This window comes from Chitinophaga silvatica (assembly GCF_003419895.1).
Classification (GTDB): Bacteria; Bacteroidota; Bacteroidia; order Chitinophagales; family Chitinophagaceae; genus Chitinophaga; species Chitinophaga silvatica.
This window is the reverse complement of sequence record NZ_QPMM01000001.1, coordinates 560,597-577,812: the sequence shown is the minus strand read 5'-3', so window position 1 is coordinate 577,812 and position 17,216 is coordinate 560,597. Positions and strand designations below refer to the sequence as shown.

Here is a 17,216-nt window from a genome sequence, read left to right as displayed (position 1 = left end):
ATTTCCTAACCAAAATCAATTCAAAATGAACAAGCGATTGTTCCGGGATACCTATGCCCATAAAATCAGGTCTATTGGCCGTCGCACCGGTATACTTGCTATACTGATCTGTTGCATGTTAAGTTCTGCAATTGCTCAACAAAAGGGTATTACCCTTGAAATGAAAAATGCTAAAAGAACGGAAATACTAAACAAAATCAGAGATCAGATCACCTACTCTCTGGTCTTTAACAGTAAAGAACTGAATAAGTATGCACCTATCAATATCACCGCCCAGAACCAACCTATCGAACAGGTACTGGAAAAAGTATTGGAAGGAACAGGACTGAAATACTCGATCGACGGAAAAGTGATTATCATAAGCAACCCTGGCAAACAAATAGCAGCAGTGGAAACTTTAGTAACTGTCAAAGGCCGGATCACCAGCCCCGACAACGTTCCGCTCCCTGGTGTGACCTTGGTGGAAGTTGGGTCTACAAAGGCCACAACTTCCGATGCCAGCGGATATTACAACATCTTTGTACAAGACAAAAGCTCTATCCGTGTAAGTTATATCGGTATGAAATCTGTTACGTTTGCTGTAAACGGGGGCGCCGATAATTCCTTTATCAATAATATTCAACTGGAAAAACAGGATATCAATGTTTCCGAAGTGGTAGTAACCGGTTACCAGAATATCGACAGAAAAGATATGGTAGGCTCTTACAGCCGTATAAGTGCCGATGAAATAAAAATCCCAGGTGTTAACAGCATAGATAAACTCTTACAGGGGCAATTACCTGGTGTTGCCGTGACTCAGTCTTCCGGCCTCGTTGGGTCTAAAACCAAGGTAAGAACCCGCGGTACCAGTACCATGCTAGGATCTCAAGACCCCGTATGGGTTGTTGATGGTATCATTCAAAATGATCCTATCCCCTTCCAATATCAACAATTCAATGCCCTCCAGAATGAAGGCGACCAGGATGCTTTAAAAAATCTGGTAGGCACTACCGTATCCTACCTGAATGTAGATGACATACAGGATATCACTGTTCTCAAAGACGCCTCCTCTACTGCCATCTATGGTGTAAAAGCTGCAAATGGTGTAATCGTTATTACCACCCGAAAAGGAAAAGCTGGCAGAACTGCTATTAACTTTTCCTCCAATACAACCATATCTCAACGCCCTTCGTACAGAGACTTCAACCTGATGAATTCTAAAGACAGAATTGATGTATCCAGGGAAATATATGCCAGAGGGTTGAACTTCCAGCAAACTCCGGATGCCGTTTCCTATGAAGGAGCCTTACAACGACTCTTCGATAAACAGATTACTCAGGAACAATTTGATAGGGAAGTAAGCAAATTCGAAACCATGAACACTGATTGGTTTGGATTACTGTATCAAAACCCTGTAAGCAATAACCAATCACTCAGCTTCAGCGGAGGTGCAGATCGTACAAGCTACTATGGCTCTGTAGGTATGATGTCGCAAATCGGTAATACTATAGGCAATGAGCAACGTCGTTATAATGCCTTGCTTAAAGTAACAACCGCCTTGTCAAATAAAGTACGCCTGACTTTCAACCTAAATGCCAGCACCAGCAATCTTAAGGGCTTCTATAAATTCGAGCCATTTCAATATGCCTTTAATACCAGCAGGGCTATTCCTTATTTAGATGATAATGGAAGTCAATACTTCTACATCAACAATAACTCCGCTTCCAGTGGTGGAATCATACCTGCCTCCTATAAATATAACGTCATCAACGAACGTAATAATACCGGTTCCTTGTCTAAAGCCGGATTTATTAACGGAACCTATAATATCGATTACGCTATAGGAAAAGGTTTCAGTTTTCAATCTGTTGGTAACTATGGTATCTCCAACAGCAATGGTGAGTCTTTTGCTACTGAACGTTCAGCTTACATCTCTTCTTTACGAGGTTATGAATTCGGACAATATACTCCCAGCAGCCTGAAATATCAGCAGTCGAGCCTCCCGATAGGTGGACAATTAAACAAAATGAGCGCTGAAATGAAAAGTTACCTTTTCAGAAATATGCTTTCCTATACCAATCGCTTCTTTGGAAACAGAGATGGATTTAATGCAATGGCAGGTGTGGAAATCCGTAGCGTTAAGTATGATGGTGTAAGTCAAACCAGCTATGGTTATATGCCGGATAGAGGTAAAACCATTGTAATGCCTCCGCTCAATGTAGCATTAAGCACCGGTGGTACAACTACCAATTCTTTGTATAACAATATGGTGCCGCTGCTAACAGATAAACTAAACAATTATCTCTCTTACTTCGGAACTACCAGCTATAATCTTAATAACAAATATGTTTTTAATGCAAGCATACGTACCGATGCCTCCAACAGATTTGGTCAGGATACCCGCCATCGCTTCCTGCCTGTATGGGCAGCCGGTGGACAATGGAATCTGGCAGAAGAGAACTTTCTGAAATCCAACTCCTGGCTCAATCAACTCTCTCTCCGTGCTTCTTATGGTTTTCAGGGTAATGTTGCCGAGAATTTTAGTCCGGATTTAATTGCTCAAATCCCCAGTGGCAACAGCGCTTACTCTGCTACCACCAAAGAAGCAATTTTAAAGATTTATAGCCTTGCGTATGAGGATTTAAGATGGGAACGAAGTAAAACCAGTAACCTGGCATTAGACTTCTCCATTCTGAAAGGCCGTGTTTCCGGTACTGTAGAAGGTTATTACAAGAAAACATCGGATGCAATTATCATGTTGCAGGTACCATTTGAGTTTGGGATGCTCACAGGTGTACCCGTTAATGGTGGCGACCTTTTAAATAAGGGGTATGAGGTTACTTTGAATATAGTTCCTATCAGGAATAAAAACTTTAGCTGGAATTTACGCATCAACAGTGGCCGTAACTTCAATGAAGTAAAGGAATCCGGTGCTACTGTATTAAGCAACTGGCAAATGGCAGCATCTGGAAGTATTTATAAAAAAGGGTACCCTATTTCAGCGTTCTGGGCTTTTGATTATGCAGGCCTGAATGAAAAAGGTATTCCTCAATTCAATAACCTCGATAAATCTGCTGAGAAAACAATTGATGCAACGAGTGGAATGGTATACATGGGGCAACTGGACCCTAAAATTACTGGTGGTGTCAGCAATAACTTCCAATATAAAGGGTTTTCATTAAACGTGCTTTTCAACGTAGCATTAGGACATAAGAAATTCTTACCACGAATTTATGAAACCATGTATGGATCGGCACCATATCCAGCCAAAAACCTGTCGAATGAGCTGGTGAATCGCTGGAGACAACCAGGTGATGAAAAAAATACCAATATTCCATCACTGCCAACTGCATTGGTTCCTAACGTTTCCCTCCCATTTGGTTCAGGAAGCCTGGCCTCACCATACCTGATGTATGACTATTCCAACCTGCGTGTCGTGGATGCAAGTTTTGTAAGACTACAAAATCTAATGCTGGGATATAATATTCCTGGTAGCTGGTTGAAACAAACAAAAGTAATCAGACAAGCCAACCTTATGTTGAGTGCCTCTAACCTTTTCTATATCGCCAGCAAGGATCTCCATGGTGTAGATCCGGAAGTAAACGGAAATAGTTTGCCTATTCCAAGAAATTATTCGCTGACCGTAAATGTTGGATTCTAATCTGTGCAACCATGAAAAAATCACTTCTGTATATAACATTAACTAGCGCTGCTATATTCAGCAGCTGCTCCAAGGACTTTCTGAAAGAAACCAGTACAGACCTCGTAAAACCTACTACAGTGAGTAGTATGAACGAGCTGCTGATGGGTGAAGCATACCCTATCAGTAATGGAGATAACTTCTCTGTACATCCCTTTATAGAGTTACTGACGGACGACGTACAGGCAAACTTTTATAACTCAGCAACGTACACGGCTATGCTAACACAATACCTGCCTGGTTACAACTGGGATCCGGAGTTGTTTGATAAATACCGTCAGCTGGGGGCTTCAGATTATTACTCTACTTACGAAAAGTACTATACGAAAATTAAAGGTTGTAATGTAGTACTCGAATACATTGATGCGGCAACGGGCAGTGAAACTGATAAACAGAACATCAAAGGCCAGGCGCTTGCATTACGTGCCTTCTACTATTTCCATTTAGTAAATTTATTTGGTAAACCAATTAATAATCCGGCTACCGACCCGGATAAAGACCTGGGAGTTCCTTTAGTTCTTACTTCAGGAGTTTCTGATGGCGCCATACATAAACCGGCTCCCAGAGCCACTATCCGATCCGTATACCAACAAATTGAAACTGATCTGATAAAAGCAGTTGAACTACTGCCTGCAGGGGTTACTACCAATAGCATCTATCGGATGAATAAGCCGGCTGCTGCCCTACTTGCATCCCGTTTATACCTCTACATGGACAACTGGGATAAAGCTATTCAATATGCCAATATCGCTGAAGAATCGGCACCTCCAATGAAAGATCTGAATGTTGTTACAGATACCTATTGGGGTATTGCCAATCCAACATTAGCCGGTAATGAAGTAATCTGGGCTTATGGAACTAAAGAAACTACATTACTGGAAACTACCCCGGTAATTGATCCTTATGTTTCGCCATACGGACTCTCTGAAGACCTCGTAAACAGTTATGATCAGACCAACGATATCCGCTATAAATACTATTTCGGTAATCCTTCCTATATCCAGTTTGATCCGGTTCTTGCTGTTATCAGCTATAAAGGAGGAAGCGGTAAAACCAAAGATCCAAGCTCAGGAAACGCAGTCACCGGGAAGGCATTCCGTAGTGCAGAAATTTATTTGAACAGAGCTGAAGCGAATATTCAGAAAGCAATACATGGAGAAGGTGGCGCTCTTGCCAAGGCGATAGAAGACATCAATAAAGTAAGAAAAAACAGGATCAAAGCCAGTACCTACCAGGATATCAGCCTTACTGATGTACAATCGCTGTTTAGCTTTTATAAAGCTGAAAGAAGAAGAGAGCTTTGCCTGGAAGATCAACGTTGGTTTGATCTGCGTAGATGGGGAATGCCTTCTATCTCCCATAAAATCCAGCTGGATGCCTCTGGCCCGCAAATCATTACCCTGAGCCAGGGAGATCCGAGATATACTTTACACTTCTCAACAGAAGTAATGACAAGAAATGAAAATCTGATCCAAAATCCATAATCCGCTAAAATCAGATCCAACATGAAACGATATTTCATATTAGCATTGGCCGCTATTGCCCTTTCATCCTGCTCAAAAAATGAAACGCTTACACCAAGTGAGCCAGTGCATACTTATACTTTGCCACAAGGCAACAACGCATTCGACCAGGACCTGGTATCATTATTCAATACTACCGGTACTTATTTCCTGTACAGGTTTTCCCGACAGGATTATGCCTGGAAGCCGGTAGAATCGTCGAGTATTGCATCAGCCGCCGGCTATAACTATAGCTGCGAGAATGCAGACCCAAATTATGTTCCTAAGATGCTGGAGTTTATTCAACAAAACTGGTTGAGTAGCTACCCTGATGCTTTTTTAAAGAAAACTTTACCATATAAGGTAATTCTGGGAGCCAATCTTAAAAATACTGTCAGCAATAAATTACAGAACACCACTCCTTTTTACAACGGCTTTATCATCAGCAATTTTTCAGCTGTATTTGACACAATGAAAAATACTACTAAAGTTTCGTTCAGGGGAGAAATCCATAAAGAATACTGGAACTGGATCTTATCTAAAAATCTGGTGAGTTTCCCTACTTCCTTTACCAACGTTAGTAATTACACGAAAACAGGAGTTACTGCTGCTAATATGTATTCCCTGGGCTTTATTGCCCCTGGTGTAGGCAGTGCCGCCATTCCTCTCAATACAGATATAATCAATTACATCATGGCTATTATCAGTAATAGTAAAACTCAGTTGGATGATACAATTCTAAAACCATCCAATGATGTAAATGGACTGATAAGAGCTAAATACAAAGCATTGACAGATTATTTCAAATCTGCCTATGCTATCGATCTGCAGGAAATTGGTAACAATTCGCTGAAACCATAAACCAGATAATTATGAAATCGTTATTGAGCAGTGTAGTGATAGGCACCTTCTTAAGCCAAAGCTTATACGCTGTTGATATACATATTGTAAAAAAGAATGCCAATGCCGCAAGTGCCGGAGTACAGGTAATGGTATACGGACAAAAAGGAACCCTGTTCTCACAACAACTGAAATTCAATGAAAAGGGGGAAACTGATCTGCATATTACTGCTACTAATTCAACCGTGTATTGGATCGGCAATACGCCTTTCTACCTGGCTGCAAATGAAGCAATATCTCTTGAATTCCCGGAACAAAGCAGCAAAAGTGGGGTAATAGGTATTGCCTCTGTAAGTGGTGATGGTAACTCAATAACAGTAACAGGAAATAACAAGGAGCAACAATCGCTTTTGTTAAATATTCAGAGATCCTGGGCCGCATTTGATCGTCAATCCGGAAATGATTTCTACGCCTCCCTCCAACAACAGGAAAGCAGTATTGCCGCTATGCTGAAAAAATTTGCCGGGGAAAAGGATGCATTGAAGTTCTGCAGAGTTTATAGCCAGGCAATGTCTGTGACTAACCGTGCTGCCTGGATTCGTAAGCAGGAAGGGGTTTCTGTTCCTGCAGGGTTTTATGATATCTTAAAAACCTCTTCGCCCAACGATACCCTTACAAATGTTTTCGACAGGTTGTTACTATCCAATTATATAAATGCTTATACAGAATTATCAATTCGTTCTGCTAAAACTAACGAACTGGTAAAAACGAAATACCAGTTAGAGCACTTCAATAGCTACAGAGTAAGTGAAATTGCCGGGCATAATATCCTGTACTACTTAACCAAACAAGGTTTAGATGAAAAAGTAAGCTCTTTACTACCTCTGGCTAAAAGTAAGATCCAAAATCCAGAACTCCTTCAGCAGATTGTTGACAAAGAAGCCGGATTGCTAAAGATTTCCAAAAATACTGAAGCGCCCAGCTTCGAGCTACCGGGTGCTGATGGCCAAATATTCAGACTTTCAGATTACAAAGGAAAAGTTGTAGCTATTGATGTATGGGCAACCTGGTGTTCGGCCTGCATTAAAGAACAACCCGATTTCCTTGCTTTGAGAGAAGAGTTCAAAACCAATAACAACATTGTATTCGTAACTGTGTCGATTGATGACGAAAGAAATGAAATAAAATGGAGAGATTATTTACATAAAAAGAATATGAATGGAATTGAACTGCTTGCCAACGGAGAGAAAGGAAAAAACTTTATGAAAGGTTTTAGCATTGTAGGTATTCCTAGATATATCATCATCGATAAAGAAGGAAAGGTAGTGGAGAGTTATGGTCCTAAACCCTCTGAACCTGCCTACCGTAAACTTATAGAAACCAGCTTAATTAAATAAAAAATGAGAAGATTCAAATTGATTTTTGGTATTACTGCGGGCATGTTGATGGCCTATTCAGCTAATGCTCAATTAATCTCCATAAAACAAAAAGACGGAGGTATAACAAAAGATACTACTTCTAAGCCAACAGCAGTAAAGCAAAAGCTTAAACCATATAAAGAAGTAATACCTGATTCCGCCAAAACCAGCAGGGGCCTGGTAATAGTACATAAAGTGGAAGACAGGTATTTCTTTGAAATTCCTGATAAGGTTTTAGGGAAAGACATCCTATCAGTAACGCGTATATCTAAATCTTCTTCCGGATTACGGGCAGGGATGTTTGGTTATGCAGGTGACGAGATCAATGAAAATGTGATTACACTGGAAAAAGGACCGGGGAATAAGATGTTTATCCGCACTGTTTCCTATCTCAACTATATGAAAGACTCGTCGGCTCCGATGTATCGTTCTGTAATGAATTCCAACGTCCAGCCTATTACAGCCAGCTTCGATATCAAAACATATAGCGCTGATGGTAAAGCCAGCGTTATTGATGTTACTGATTTTGTAAATGGAGATAATGAACTCGTAGCATTTGACCCGTCACTTAAAAGTCAACTTAAGCTGGGTGGTATTTCATCAGACAAATCCTATATCGATACTATCCGTACTTATCCAATGAACGTGGAAGTACGCACTGTAAAAACCTACGGTCGATCTGGTAATAATGGTGCTTCCAGCAATGTTACCCTGGAAATCAATACCAGCATTGTAATGCTGCCCGAGAAACCAATGAAGGCACGCGAATACGATAAACGGGTAGGTTTCTTCGCCGGTGGATTCTATGATTTTGAAACAGATCCACAGGCTGTAAAAGCAACATATTATGTACGCCGCTGGCGTATGGAACCGAAAGATGGGGAAGTAGAGAAATATCTCAAAGGCGAACTGGTAGAGCCTAAGAAGCCTATTATTATTTATATTGATCCGGCTACCCCGGAAAAATGGGTTCCTTATTTAATTCAGGGGGTGAATGACTGGCAGGCAGCTTTCGAAAAAGCCGGTTTTAAGAACGCTATTCAGGCCCGTCGTGCCCCAACCAAAGCAGAAGATAGCACCTGGAGTATAGATGATGCCAGGTATTCGGCCATCGTTTACAAACCTTCTGCTGTGCCAAATGCCAGTGGTCCGCATGTGGCAGATCCAAGAACCGGTGAGATACTGGAAACACATATCAACTGGTATCATAACGTCATGCAGTTGTTACATAACTGGTACTTCATACAATGTGCAGCCGTAGATCCCCGCGCCCGTACAATGGAACTCGATGATGAGCTGATGGGTCAACTGATCAGATTTGTATCTTCTCACGAGGTTGGACATACACTTGGTTTACGCCATAACTTCGGCTCTTCTTCCACTGTACCGGTAGAAAACCTACGCAACAAAAAATGGGTGGAAGAACATGGTCATACTCCCAGTATCATGGATTATGCCCGTTTCAATTATGTAGCCCAACCTGAAGATAATATCAGTGAAAAAGGATTATTCCCAAGAATCGGAGATTACGACAAATGGGCTATTGAATGGGGTTATAAATGGTTACCACAGTTTTCTTCTTCCAAAGAGGAAATTCCTTACCTCAATAAACTGACCATAGAGAAACTGAAAGATAAAAGACTCTGGTTTGGCTCAGAAACAGAACAAATCGACCCTCGCTGCCAGAATGAAGACCTCAGTGATAACGTCATGAAGGCAAATGCCTATGGCATAAAGAACCTGCAGGTTGTTATGAAAAACCTGATGGAATGGACTAAAGTTCCAAATAAGGACTATACCAATCTGTCTTTCATGTATGACCAGGTAAAGGAACAATATGTCAGATACATAAACCATGTGGCCAAAAATGTTGGTGGAATATATGTAGATACCAAAACGGTAGAACAACCTGGTGCGCAGATAACGCCAGTATCGGCCGCCACTCAGAAAGAGGCCTTGTCTTTCCTGAAAGAGCAACTATTCAAAGCACCTACCTGGTTATTTGATCAAAAAATCATTTCAATTGCTGCCACTTTCCCCGCAGATAATATTCTAAACATGCAGGGGCCAGTTCTTAATAAACTGATAAATGGGTTTATGATGGATCGTTTGCTCCAATTTGAAACTGCACAGCCACAGAATGCTTATCCACTGACAACCTATCTGGCAGATCTGCATAAAGCAGTAGGGCTCGATAATATGGTTCAAAATGCCTCCAACATTTATCAGCGTAATCTCCAAAAATTATATCTGGAGAAATTCAACTCTATGCTGAATGTAAAAACGATGAAAATGTCGGAAATCACCAGCCTGGATGTAAATGTATTGCTGCCGCAGGGATTGGTGCCTCGCACTAATGATACTTACTCCATCGTAAAAGCATATTTACTAAACCTGGAGCAGGAGTTTAAAAAAGCAGCTGCAGTTAGTACCGACCCTATCATTAAAAACCATTTCCGTTTTATGGCCGAAAGAATCCCTGAGATTATGAAGCCAAAAGCTGAGAATATTAATTAACCGCCAATTTAATGAGTAAGGAGGCTGTATCATTTATGATGCAGCCTCTGTTTATTTGGGTACCTGATAATCTGTTATCATTTTACATCCTCTTAAGTATTCTAAAAATCGCCAGCTTAGCTTATCCCCTATTTCTCTCGCTCATCACAAATAAATGCCTTTCTAAACTCCATTTTATTATATTTATCATTCAATAAATCGATTTAGCAACGAAAATTATCCGTGTTATGAAATCGCTCATGAAATTATCGGGAGCCTTATTGTTAGCTGTAGTTTGTACCAACTCGAGTTATGGACAAAAACTAAAATATACTCCGTATGTCAATACCTTTATCGGAACAGCGGCTGTAACTGATGCCAAAATCCTTGGCTATGAACCGCCAAAAGACTGGAGACCCTGGTCTGGGCTTACCTTTCCCGGCAGCTCACTTCCTAATGCCCTGGTGCAGTTGAGCCCAATGACCAAATACGGGTCAGGTGCAGGATATGAGTATGAAGATGATGTAATTTACGGATTCACTCATACCAACAAAGGCCATTGGAACCTTTGTAATATTCCTCTTCTTCCACTGTCGAAACCCGGTGCTAAATTCGGTTCTAAATTCAGCCACAAAAATGAAAAGGCTACTGCCGGCTATTATCAGGTATATCTCGACGATTACAAAGTAAAAGCAGAGCTTACTTCCACCCTCCGATGTGGTTATCATAAATACACGTATGCCGATAATAAGGATCGTCAGATTCTTTTCGATCTTGCCAAAGCAAATAATAAAATCAGGGATTGGAAAATTGAACAGGTAAATGATAATACCGTTGAGGGATTTCAAACAACCGGTGAGCGTATTTTTTTCTATGCAGAGTTCAATACCCCCATCACCAAACTTAATAAAACTGAAGAGGGTAAGCAACAGGGATATGCGATTGTGCATCTTGCAGACGGCAATAAACCCGTTACAGTAAAAATTGGAATTTCCTATGTGAGCACTGCCAATGCGAAGCTGAATCTCGAGAAGGAAATCAGCAATGCAAGCTTTGAAACTATCAGCAACAGAGCTATTCAGACCTGGGAAAAAACCTTATCTGCCATTCAACTGAAAGGTGGTACTACAAAGCAAAAAACAATGCTTTATTCAAGCCTTTACCGCTCTTTGTTATGGCCCGCCCTACGCAGTGATGTGAACGGCGAATATACAGATGCTAAAAGAAATGTTGTAAAAGCAGATTTCAATTATTATACAGAACCTTCACTCTGGGATACCTATCGTAATAAAGATGTGTTATTGGGACTGATTTCCCCGGATGTTGCTTTAGATGTTATTAAATCGATGAAGGATGTGGGTGAAAAAACGGGCTTTATTCCTACCTTCTTCCATGGCGATCACGGGGCTTCTTCCATTGCCGGGGCTTACCTGAGAGGTATCGATAATTTCGATATTGAAGCCACCTATAAACTCCTCCTGCGTAATGCCAATATCGAACCAGGCGCCAGGGCTCATGTAAAAGAGTATATAGAAAAGGGCTATATCTCTGATCCGGATGTACCGAACCCGCATGTAGAAACCAAAGCGGCTGCTGGTGTTTCAAAAACACTGGAGTATTCGTACGACGACTACTCCCTAGCTCAAATAGCGAAAAAACTGGGCGATACAGCCAACTATCGTATACTCATGGCTCGTTCTCAAAACTATAAGAATATGTTCGATCCATCTACCAAGTTTATGCGCGGCCGTTTAGCAGATGGGAGCTGGATCACTCCTTTCAATCCGCAATATCCTTACTACGAGTATATGTACCGCGAAGCAAACGCCTGGCAGGTATCCTTCTTTGCTCCTCATGATATGCCCGGACTGATTGCATTATACGGTGGCGCTGCTCCTTTTGAAGCAAAGCTCGACTCCCTGTTTACCGTTCCATGGAACCCGAATTATATTGCCCGTAACGTGGAAAGTATGATAGGTCAGTATTGCCATGGCAACCAACCGGATCACGAAGCTCCTTTCTCTTATTATTTTATCAATAAACCTGAAAAATCACAGAAAGTAATCGATACCATCTTAAATAGTCTGTATGGTATAGGAAAAGAAGGTATTGCATTATGCGGTATGGATGATGCGGGTGAAATGTCGGCCTGGTACGTATTAAGTGCATTAGGCCTTTATACTTTCTCAGCTACCGATCCGGAATATCTGGTGACCGTTCCATTGTTTGATGAAGTAAAATGGAATACAAGCAGTGGCAAAACTATAACTATTACCCATTCTGGAAAAACCAGAGATCTAAAAGAAATTAAAGTAAACGGCAGATCTATTAACAGTTACTTTGTGTCGCATGATCTCTTCAAAAATGGAGGAACAATAGAAGTAGTGACTAAATAAAGCTAAAGGAGCCGGTTACACTATATATAACCGGCTCTTTATTACAAATACCCGAACAACAGGAATAAATCATTGTAAGATATTTTCAGTTTACTATATTAGTTCCCCAAACCATATCTGACCTGATTAGGAATCCAAATCCAACCCTATTTTTCCCGATTCCATAAATTAAATTCCCAATATCGCAACCTCATTCACACGCTATTATATGATTTTTGTAGCTGATATAGCTAAATAAATATGTCGACCAATCAATCGCTTAATTTATGCGTACTTCTGGTATGCACGTTACTTTCTGTGCCTGTATTTTCGCAGGACTCAATACCAAAGCAGCTTAAAGTAATTGAAGTTCAGGGATATCAGAATGTCTCTCCTATTAAAACACAAACTATAAATACAAATATTTACAAGGATCAACCTGCGACCTTAATTGAATTAATGAACAGAACGGCCGGCATTCGTATACGTCAGACCGGTGGACTTGGTGCCCGAAGTAATCTGATGTTAAATGGCTTCCAAAACAGGGCCGTCAGGTACTTTAAAGATGGTATTCCTTTAGATTATTTGGGTGGAGGTTTTGATATATCACTGGTTCCCACAAATATGTTGGAAAAAATAGAAGTATATAAAGGCGTTCTGCCTTTTTCTTTGGGAGCAGATGCACTCGGAGGTGCCGTAAATATGATTACTGCACGTAATCAAAACAATTTCTTGAATACATCATATGAATTTGGATCATTTAATACTCATAGAGCTTCGGTAAACGCGTACTATAGCAAAAACGGATACTTCACAGGTATCAACGCGTTTTACAATTACTCAGACAACAACTATAAAGCAGATATTCAGCAGGTAGATACAGCAACAGGTATTAAAAATGCACGGACAGTAAGACTGTTTCATAACAAGTTCTCAAACTATTATGTAGAAGGGTTTATAGGGTTAAAAGAAAAGCCCTGGACCGATGAGCTCCGTTTCACACTTACTGGATTTTCTATCTTTCGGGAGTTTCAATTTGGTTCTACAATGGATAAACCTTATGGAGCTGCCAAAGGAAACCAACATGCTGTAGCTCCCAGCTTACTCTATAAAAAGCAACTTTTTAATGATAAACTAAGTATAAATCAGTTTATTGTATTTAGCACGCTAAATAGCGGTACTACCGACACTGCTCATGGCCGCTATGATTGGTTGGGGAATTATTTTCCTTCAACTTCTCAAAAAGGAGAAATCAGTAATACCGGTGCATTTTCAGACATAAATTATAAATATCTGATTTCCCGAACCGGACTTACCTATAATTTATCCGCTTCCCAGACACTACATCTTAACCTGGTATTTAACAACTTCAATCGAAAAGGAAAAGATCCGTACGGATATAAGTTTACAAATGGTGCAGATGTACTACAGTCTCCTGCCTCTTATAAAAAAGCAATTGTGGCATTCGGACTTACTTCTAACTTCTTTAATAAAAGACTGGAAAACAGCATTTCAGGCAAATACTATCATTATAAAACAGATGCCAGTGATGCCGACTATCTGGGCAATAAAATTACTACCAGAAACAATAAATCGGCATGGGGAATGGCAGAAGGCATACGTTATAAGATCAACACTTCATCCTATCTGCAGGCTTCAGTAGAAACCGCATTAAGATTACCTGATCAGGATGAACTATTCGGCGATGGAAATCTAAAACTTTCAAACTTTAACCTGGCCCCAGAAAGAAGCCTTAACATTAATCTAGGTTATAAAATAGCCAGGGCAAACCAATATAAAGTAGAAGTAAATACCTTTTATCGCAATACCAAAGACCTTATTCTACTTATCCCCATAAATTTAATGTATGCCCAAAGTCAGAATGTAGAAAAAGTAAAGGGTGTTGGAATTGATGCAGATGGTAGTTATAATATATTTTCCTGGTTGGAAGCCAATGGCAACTTCACTTACCAGGATCTGAGATTAGTCAACGAAAACAATAGTATTGTAAATAAATCCAGACTACGGAACACTCCATTTTTCTTCGCAAATGCTGGTTTAAATGCTAAGCTTAATAAGGTATTGTCCAAATCAGACAAACTACAAATTTATTGGTACTACTCATTTGTAAGAGAATATTATGTGGATTATCTGCCTAAAAAAGTAGAGCCTACAGGTTTTCTTGGTCTATTTGGTAAAGCAGGAATTGACGCGCAAAATATAATACCGGATCAACAGATCCATAGCCTTGGGTTCACTTACTACCCGTACAACAACCTCTTTGCGATTGGATTTCTTGTCAGAAATATTTTTGACATACCGGTATATGACAATTTCAGAATTCAAAATCCTGGAAGAAGCTTTTCAATAAAATTATCCTATTCATTATAAAATCAATATTATGTTCAGATTAACTAAAGTAGCAATCGGAGTAATATCTGTTGCTTTGCTTTTTTCCGCATGTAGTAAAAGTAATAATCCGGCTCCTGATACCGAAAATAAAACTAAACCAGCATATATTCTTTTCACGAATGAACAAGATCTGGGAACTGCCGGCTATATGAGTGCCTATTCTAAAATGCCTTCTGGAAATCTAAGCAACATTACCAGCAATACACTCCAGATGAAAACCGCCTTCGGCTTTACCAAATTTGGCAATTGGATTTTCAATCGAACCAGTATTGCAGGAGAAGCTGGTATTCAAAAATTGGAAGTTAATGATAATGGTAAAATCAGTGGAACCGGATTTATCGCCAATGGCGGAATGTTTCATATTGTTAGCAGCACTGTAGGATATTACTTCGATCCTGTTAAAGGCACTATGCTCTTGCAAATATTTAATCCTACTACCATGCAGCGAACTGGAGAAATTGACCTGTCATCACTGAAAATAACAGGAGTAGAATATCAGGCTGCCGGACAGCATATTATTGCATCCAAAGAAGGAAAACTTTATGTAAGCATCACCTATGGTACTCTTCAAAGAGGTGGTTATGGAGATGATGTAGTAGATTATGTAAAACTGGCAGTAATAGATATTGCTACCAACAAGCTCGAAAAAACGATTCAGTACAATGGATTAAAATCTCTAGGCTGGGGCGCCAGTGCCAATAAAATGTGGACTCTTGGCGATGATGGTGCTTTATACCTTTATTATACCGGTTTCAATGAAGGCATTACCAATAGTTCAATTATTAGAATTAAGAAAAATGAAACAGACTTTGATAAAACCTGGATACTTAAAGCTGATACTTATCAGGAACATAGTAGCATAGGAATATCACTGGTTAAAAATGGTAAAATCTATATACAACTTCCATCTGTTAAACTTACAGCTGATTTTGGGAACCTGGGCACTCCAATTTGGAATTATTATGCAATAGACATATCTACTTTAAAACAAACAAAAATAACCGGGATGCCAGCTACCAGATATGTACATTCAAATGAGCAGGGAATCGTCGAAATAGATGGTAAAATCTATTTGTGGATGGCTAATGCCAACACAAAAGAGAATGGATATTATCTACTGAATGAATCAAATAATACTGCGGCTCCTGCTTTTAATGTTACAGACGGCGGATTGGTCTCAGGCTTCTTCAAATTAGATAACTAATCGTTATGAATATTCAGACAGCCAAAAGGTGGTTTAACTGGCATAAATGGACGAGCCTCATATGTACGATATTCCTCCTGATGCTATGTATAACAGGCTTACCTCTTATCTTCCATGAAGAATTAGACAAAGTACTGGAAAAACAAGTGACTGCAATAATTCCGGAAGGGGCCAAACCACAAAGTCTTGATACCCTTGCCGCTATTGCATCATCTCAATATCCCACCAACAAAATCAGGTATATTTTCTGGAGCGAAGATGATAAAAATAAAGTCATTTTTGATCTGGCTCCTAAACCCGATGCCCCTCCTGAAAGCAGCAAATATGCGATGCTAAACTTATATACCGGCGAGATATTAGATAAACCTACTACCGATGGAGTTATGGACATTATTTTGAAAATCCATATGAATATGTTCCTTGGTATTGGAGGCAAATTATTTCTAGGGCTGATGGGAATCTTGTTCGTTATCGCAATTATATCCGGTGTGGTATTATATGGCAGGATAATGAAAAAGTACGATTTCGGTATGATCAGAAAATATAAGTCCAAACGTTTAAAATGGCTGGATACACATAACCTGATTGGAATAATTACATTGGTATGGGCCAGTGTAGTTGGCTTAACCGGTATAATCAATACATTATCTGATGTAGTGCTCTATACCTGGCAGCAGGGGCAGTTAAAGGAAATGGTAGCTCCTTATGCCAACCAGCAACCAGTGACTGGTCAATTAGCGTCGCTCGATAGTACTATGATAACAGCACAAGCTGCAGCTCCCAATATGGAGCCTCGTATTATTACCTTTCCTGGCACCATTTTCTCAAGTAAGCATCACTATGCGGTTTTTATGAAGGGAAATACTGCACTCACGTCCCGACTCCTGACTCCTGCACTGATAGATGCCAAAACCGGTAGGCTAACAGACCTTCGCAAAATGCCCTGGTATGTAAATACACTTTTTTTATCTGAACCACTGCATTTTGGAGATTACGGAGGCATGCCCTTAAAAATTATCTGGGCAATTTTTGATATAGCTACAATAGTAGTCCTAATTACCGGCCTTTATCTATGGGTAGAAAGAAGAAAAGCGACAAAACAACAATGGAACAGAATTGAAAAAACAGTTGAAGAGTATGAATAATTACTTTAATCTACGTATGTGGGGCAAACCAATACTTATTGGACTCCTTTCTATTGCCGGCCTTATAGCCGCACTAACCGGAGATGGAATATGGGATATATTTTCATGGATTACATTAAGTATTCCTTTGTTCTATCTATTTAAA

Annotated in this window: 9 protein-coding genes; all 9 read left to right on the top strand. The window is 40.0% G+C overall.

Going from position 1 to position 17,216, the window contains the following annotated elements:
* The first annotated feature begins 25 nt into the window (after positions 1–25).
* Positions 26–3,640 carry a SusC/RagA family TonB-linked outer membrane protein gene (locus DVR12_RS02245; RefSeq protein ID WP_116973822.1) on the top strand — a complete coding sequence of 1,205 codons (3,615 nt, stop codon included), beginning with the start codon at positions 26–28 and terminating at the stop codon, positions 3,638–3,640.
* Positions 3,641–3,651: 11 nt separating this feature from the next.
* The gene (locus DVR12_RS02240) at positions 3,652–5,163 is read left to right on the top strand and encodes a RagB/SusD family nutrient uptake outer membrane protein (RefSeq protein WP_116973821.1); all 1,512 of its coding nucleotides are present in this window, start codon (positions 3,652–3,654) and stop codon (positions 5,161–5,163) included.
* Positions 5,164–5,184: 21 nt separating this feature from the next.
* Positions 5,185–6,042, top strand: coding sequence for a putative zinc-binding metallopeptidase (locus tag DVR12_RS02235; protein WP_116973820.1), 858 nt, complete (start codon positions 5,185–5,187; stop codon positions 6,040–6,042).
* An 11-nt stretch (positions 6,043–6,053) separates the two neighbouring features.
* Positions 6,054–7,418 (top strand): TlpA family protein disulfide reductase, encoded by a 1,365-nt coding sequence (locus DVR12_RS02230; RefSeq protein WP_116973819.1) that lies wholly within the window; start codon positions 6,054–6,056, stop codon positions 7,416–7,418.
* A gap of 3 nt (positions 7,419–7,421) precedes the next feature.
* On the top strand, positions 7,422–9,956 hold the full coding sequence (locus DVR12_RS02225) for a zinc-dependent metalloprotease (RefSeq protein WP_116973818.1): 2,535 nt from the start codon (positions 7,422–7,424) through the stop codon (positions 9,954–9,956).
* Positions 9,957–10,183: 227 nt separating this feature from the next.
* Positions 10,184–12,331, top strand: a complete 2,148-nt coding sequence (locus DVR12_RS02220) for a GH92 family glycosyl hydrolase (RefSeq protein ID WP_116973817.1) — start codon at positions 10,184–10,186, stop codon at positions 12,329–12,331.
* A 240-nt stretch (positions 12,332–12,571) separates the two neighbouring features.
* Positions 12,572–14,701, top strand: coding sequence for a TonB-dependent receptor (locus DVR12_RS02215; RefSeq protein ID WP_116973816.1), 2,130 nt, complete (start codon positions 12,572–12,574; stop codon positions 14,699–14,701).
* Between the two features lie 10 nt (positions 14,702–14,711).
* On the top strand, positions 14,712–15,926 hold the full coding sequence (locus tag DVR12_RS02210) for a hypothetical protein (protein WP_116973815.1): 1,215 nt from the start codon (positions 14,712–14,714) through the stop codon (positions 15,924–15,926).
* 5 nt (positions 15,927–15,931) lie between these two features.
* Positions 15,932–17,071, top strand: a complete 1,140-nt coding sequence (locus DVR12_RS02205) for a PepSY-associated TM helix domain-containing protein (protein ID WP_116973814.1) — start codon at positions 15,932–15,934, stop codon at positions 17,069–17,071.
* Positions 17,072–17,216 lie beyond the last annotated feature (145 nt).

Bases quoted from the DNA above. Each gene is read 5' to 3' on its own strand.
- DVR12_RS02245 (WP_116973822.1), top strand. From the start codon at position 26: ATGAACAAGCGATTGTTCCGGGATACCTATGCCCATAAAATCAGGTCT.
- DVR12_RS02240 (WP_116973821.1), top strand. From the start codon at position 3,652: ATGAAAAAATCACTTCTGTATATAACATTAACTAGCGCTGCTATATTC.
- DVR12_RS02235 (WP_116973820.1), top strand. From the start codon at position 5,185: ATGAAACGATATTTCATATTAGCATTGGCCGCTATTGCCCTTTCATCC.
- DVR12_RS02230 (WP_116973819.1), top strand. From the start codon at position 6,054: ATGAAATCGTTATTGAGCAGTGTAGTGATAGGCACCTTCTTAAGCCAA.
- DVR12_RS02225 (WP_116973818.1), top strand. From the start codon at position 7,422: ATGAGAAGATTCAAATTGATTTTTGGTATTACTGCGGGCATGTTGATG.
- DVR12_RS02220 (WP_116973817.1), top strand. From the start codon at position 10,184: ATGAAATCGCTCATGAAATTATCGGGAGCCTTATTGTTAGCTGTAGTT.
- DVR12_RS02215 (WP_116973816.1), top strand. From the start codon at position 12,572: ATGTCGACCAATCAATCGCTTAATTTATGCGTACTTCTGGTATGCACG.
- DVR12_RS02210 (WP_116973815.1), top strand. From the start codon at position 14,712: ATGTTCAGATTAACTAAAGTAGCAATCGGAGTAATATCTGTTGCTTTG.
- DVR12_RS02205 (WP_116973814.1), top strand. From the start codon at position 15,932: ATGAATATTCAGACAGCCAAAAGGTGGTTTAACTGGCATAAATGGACG.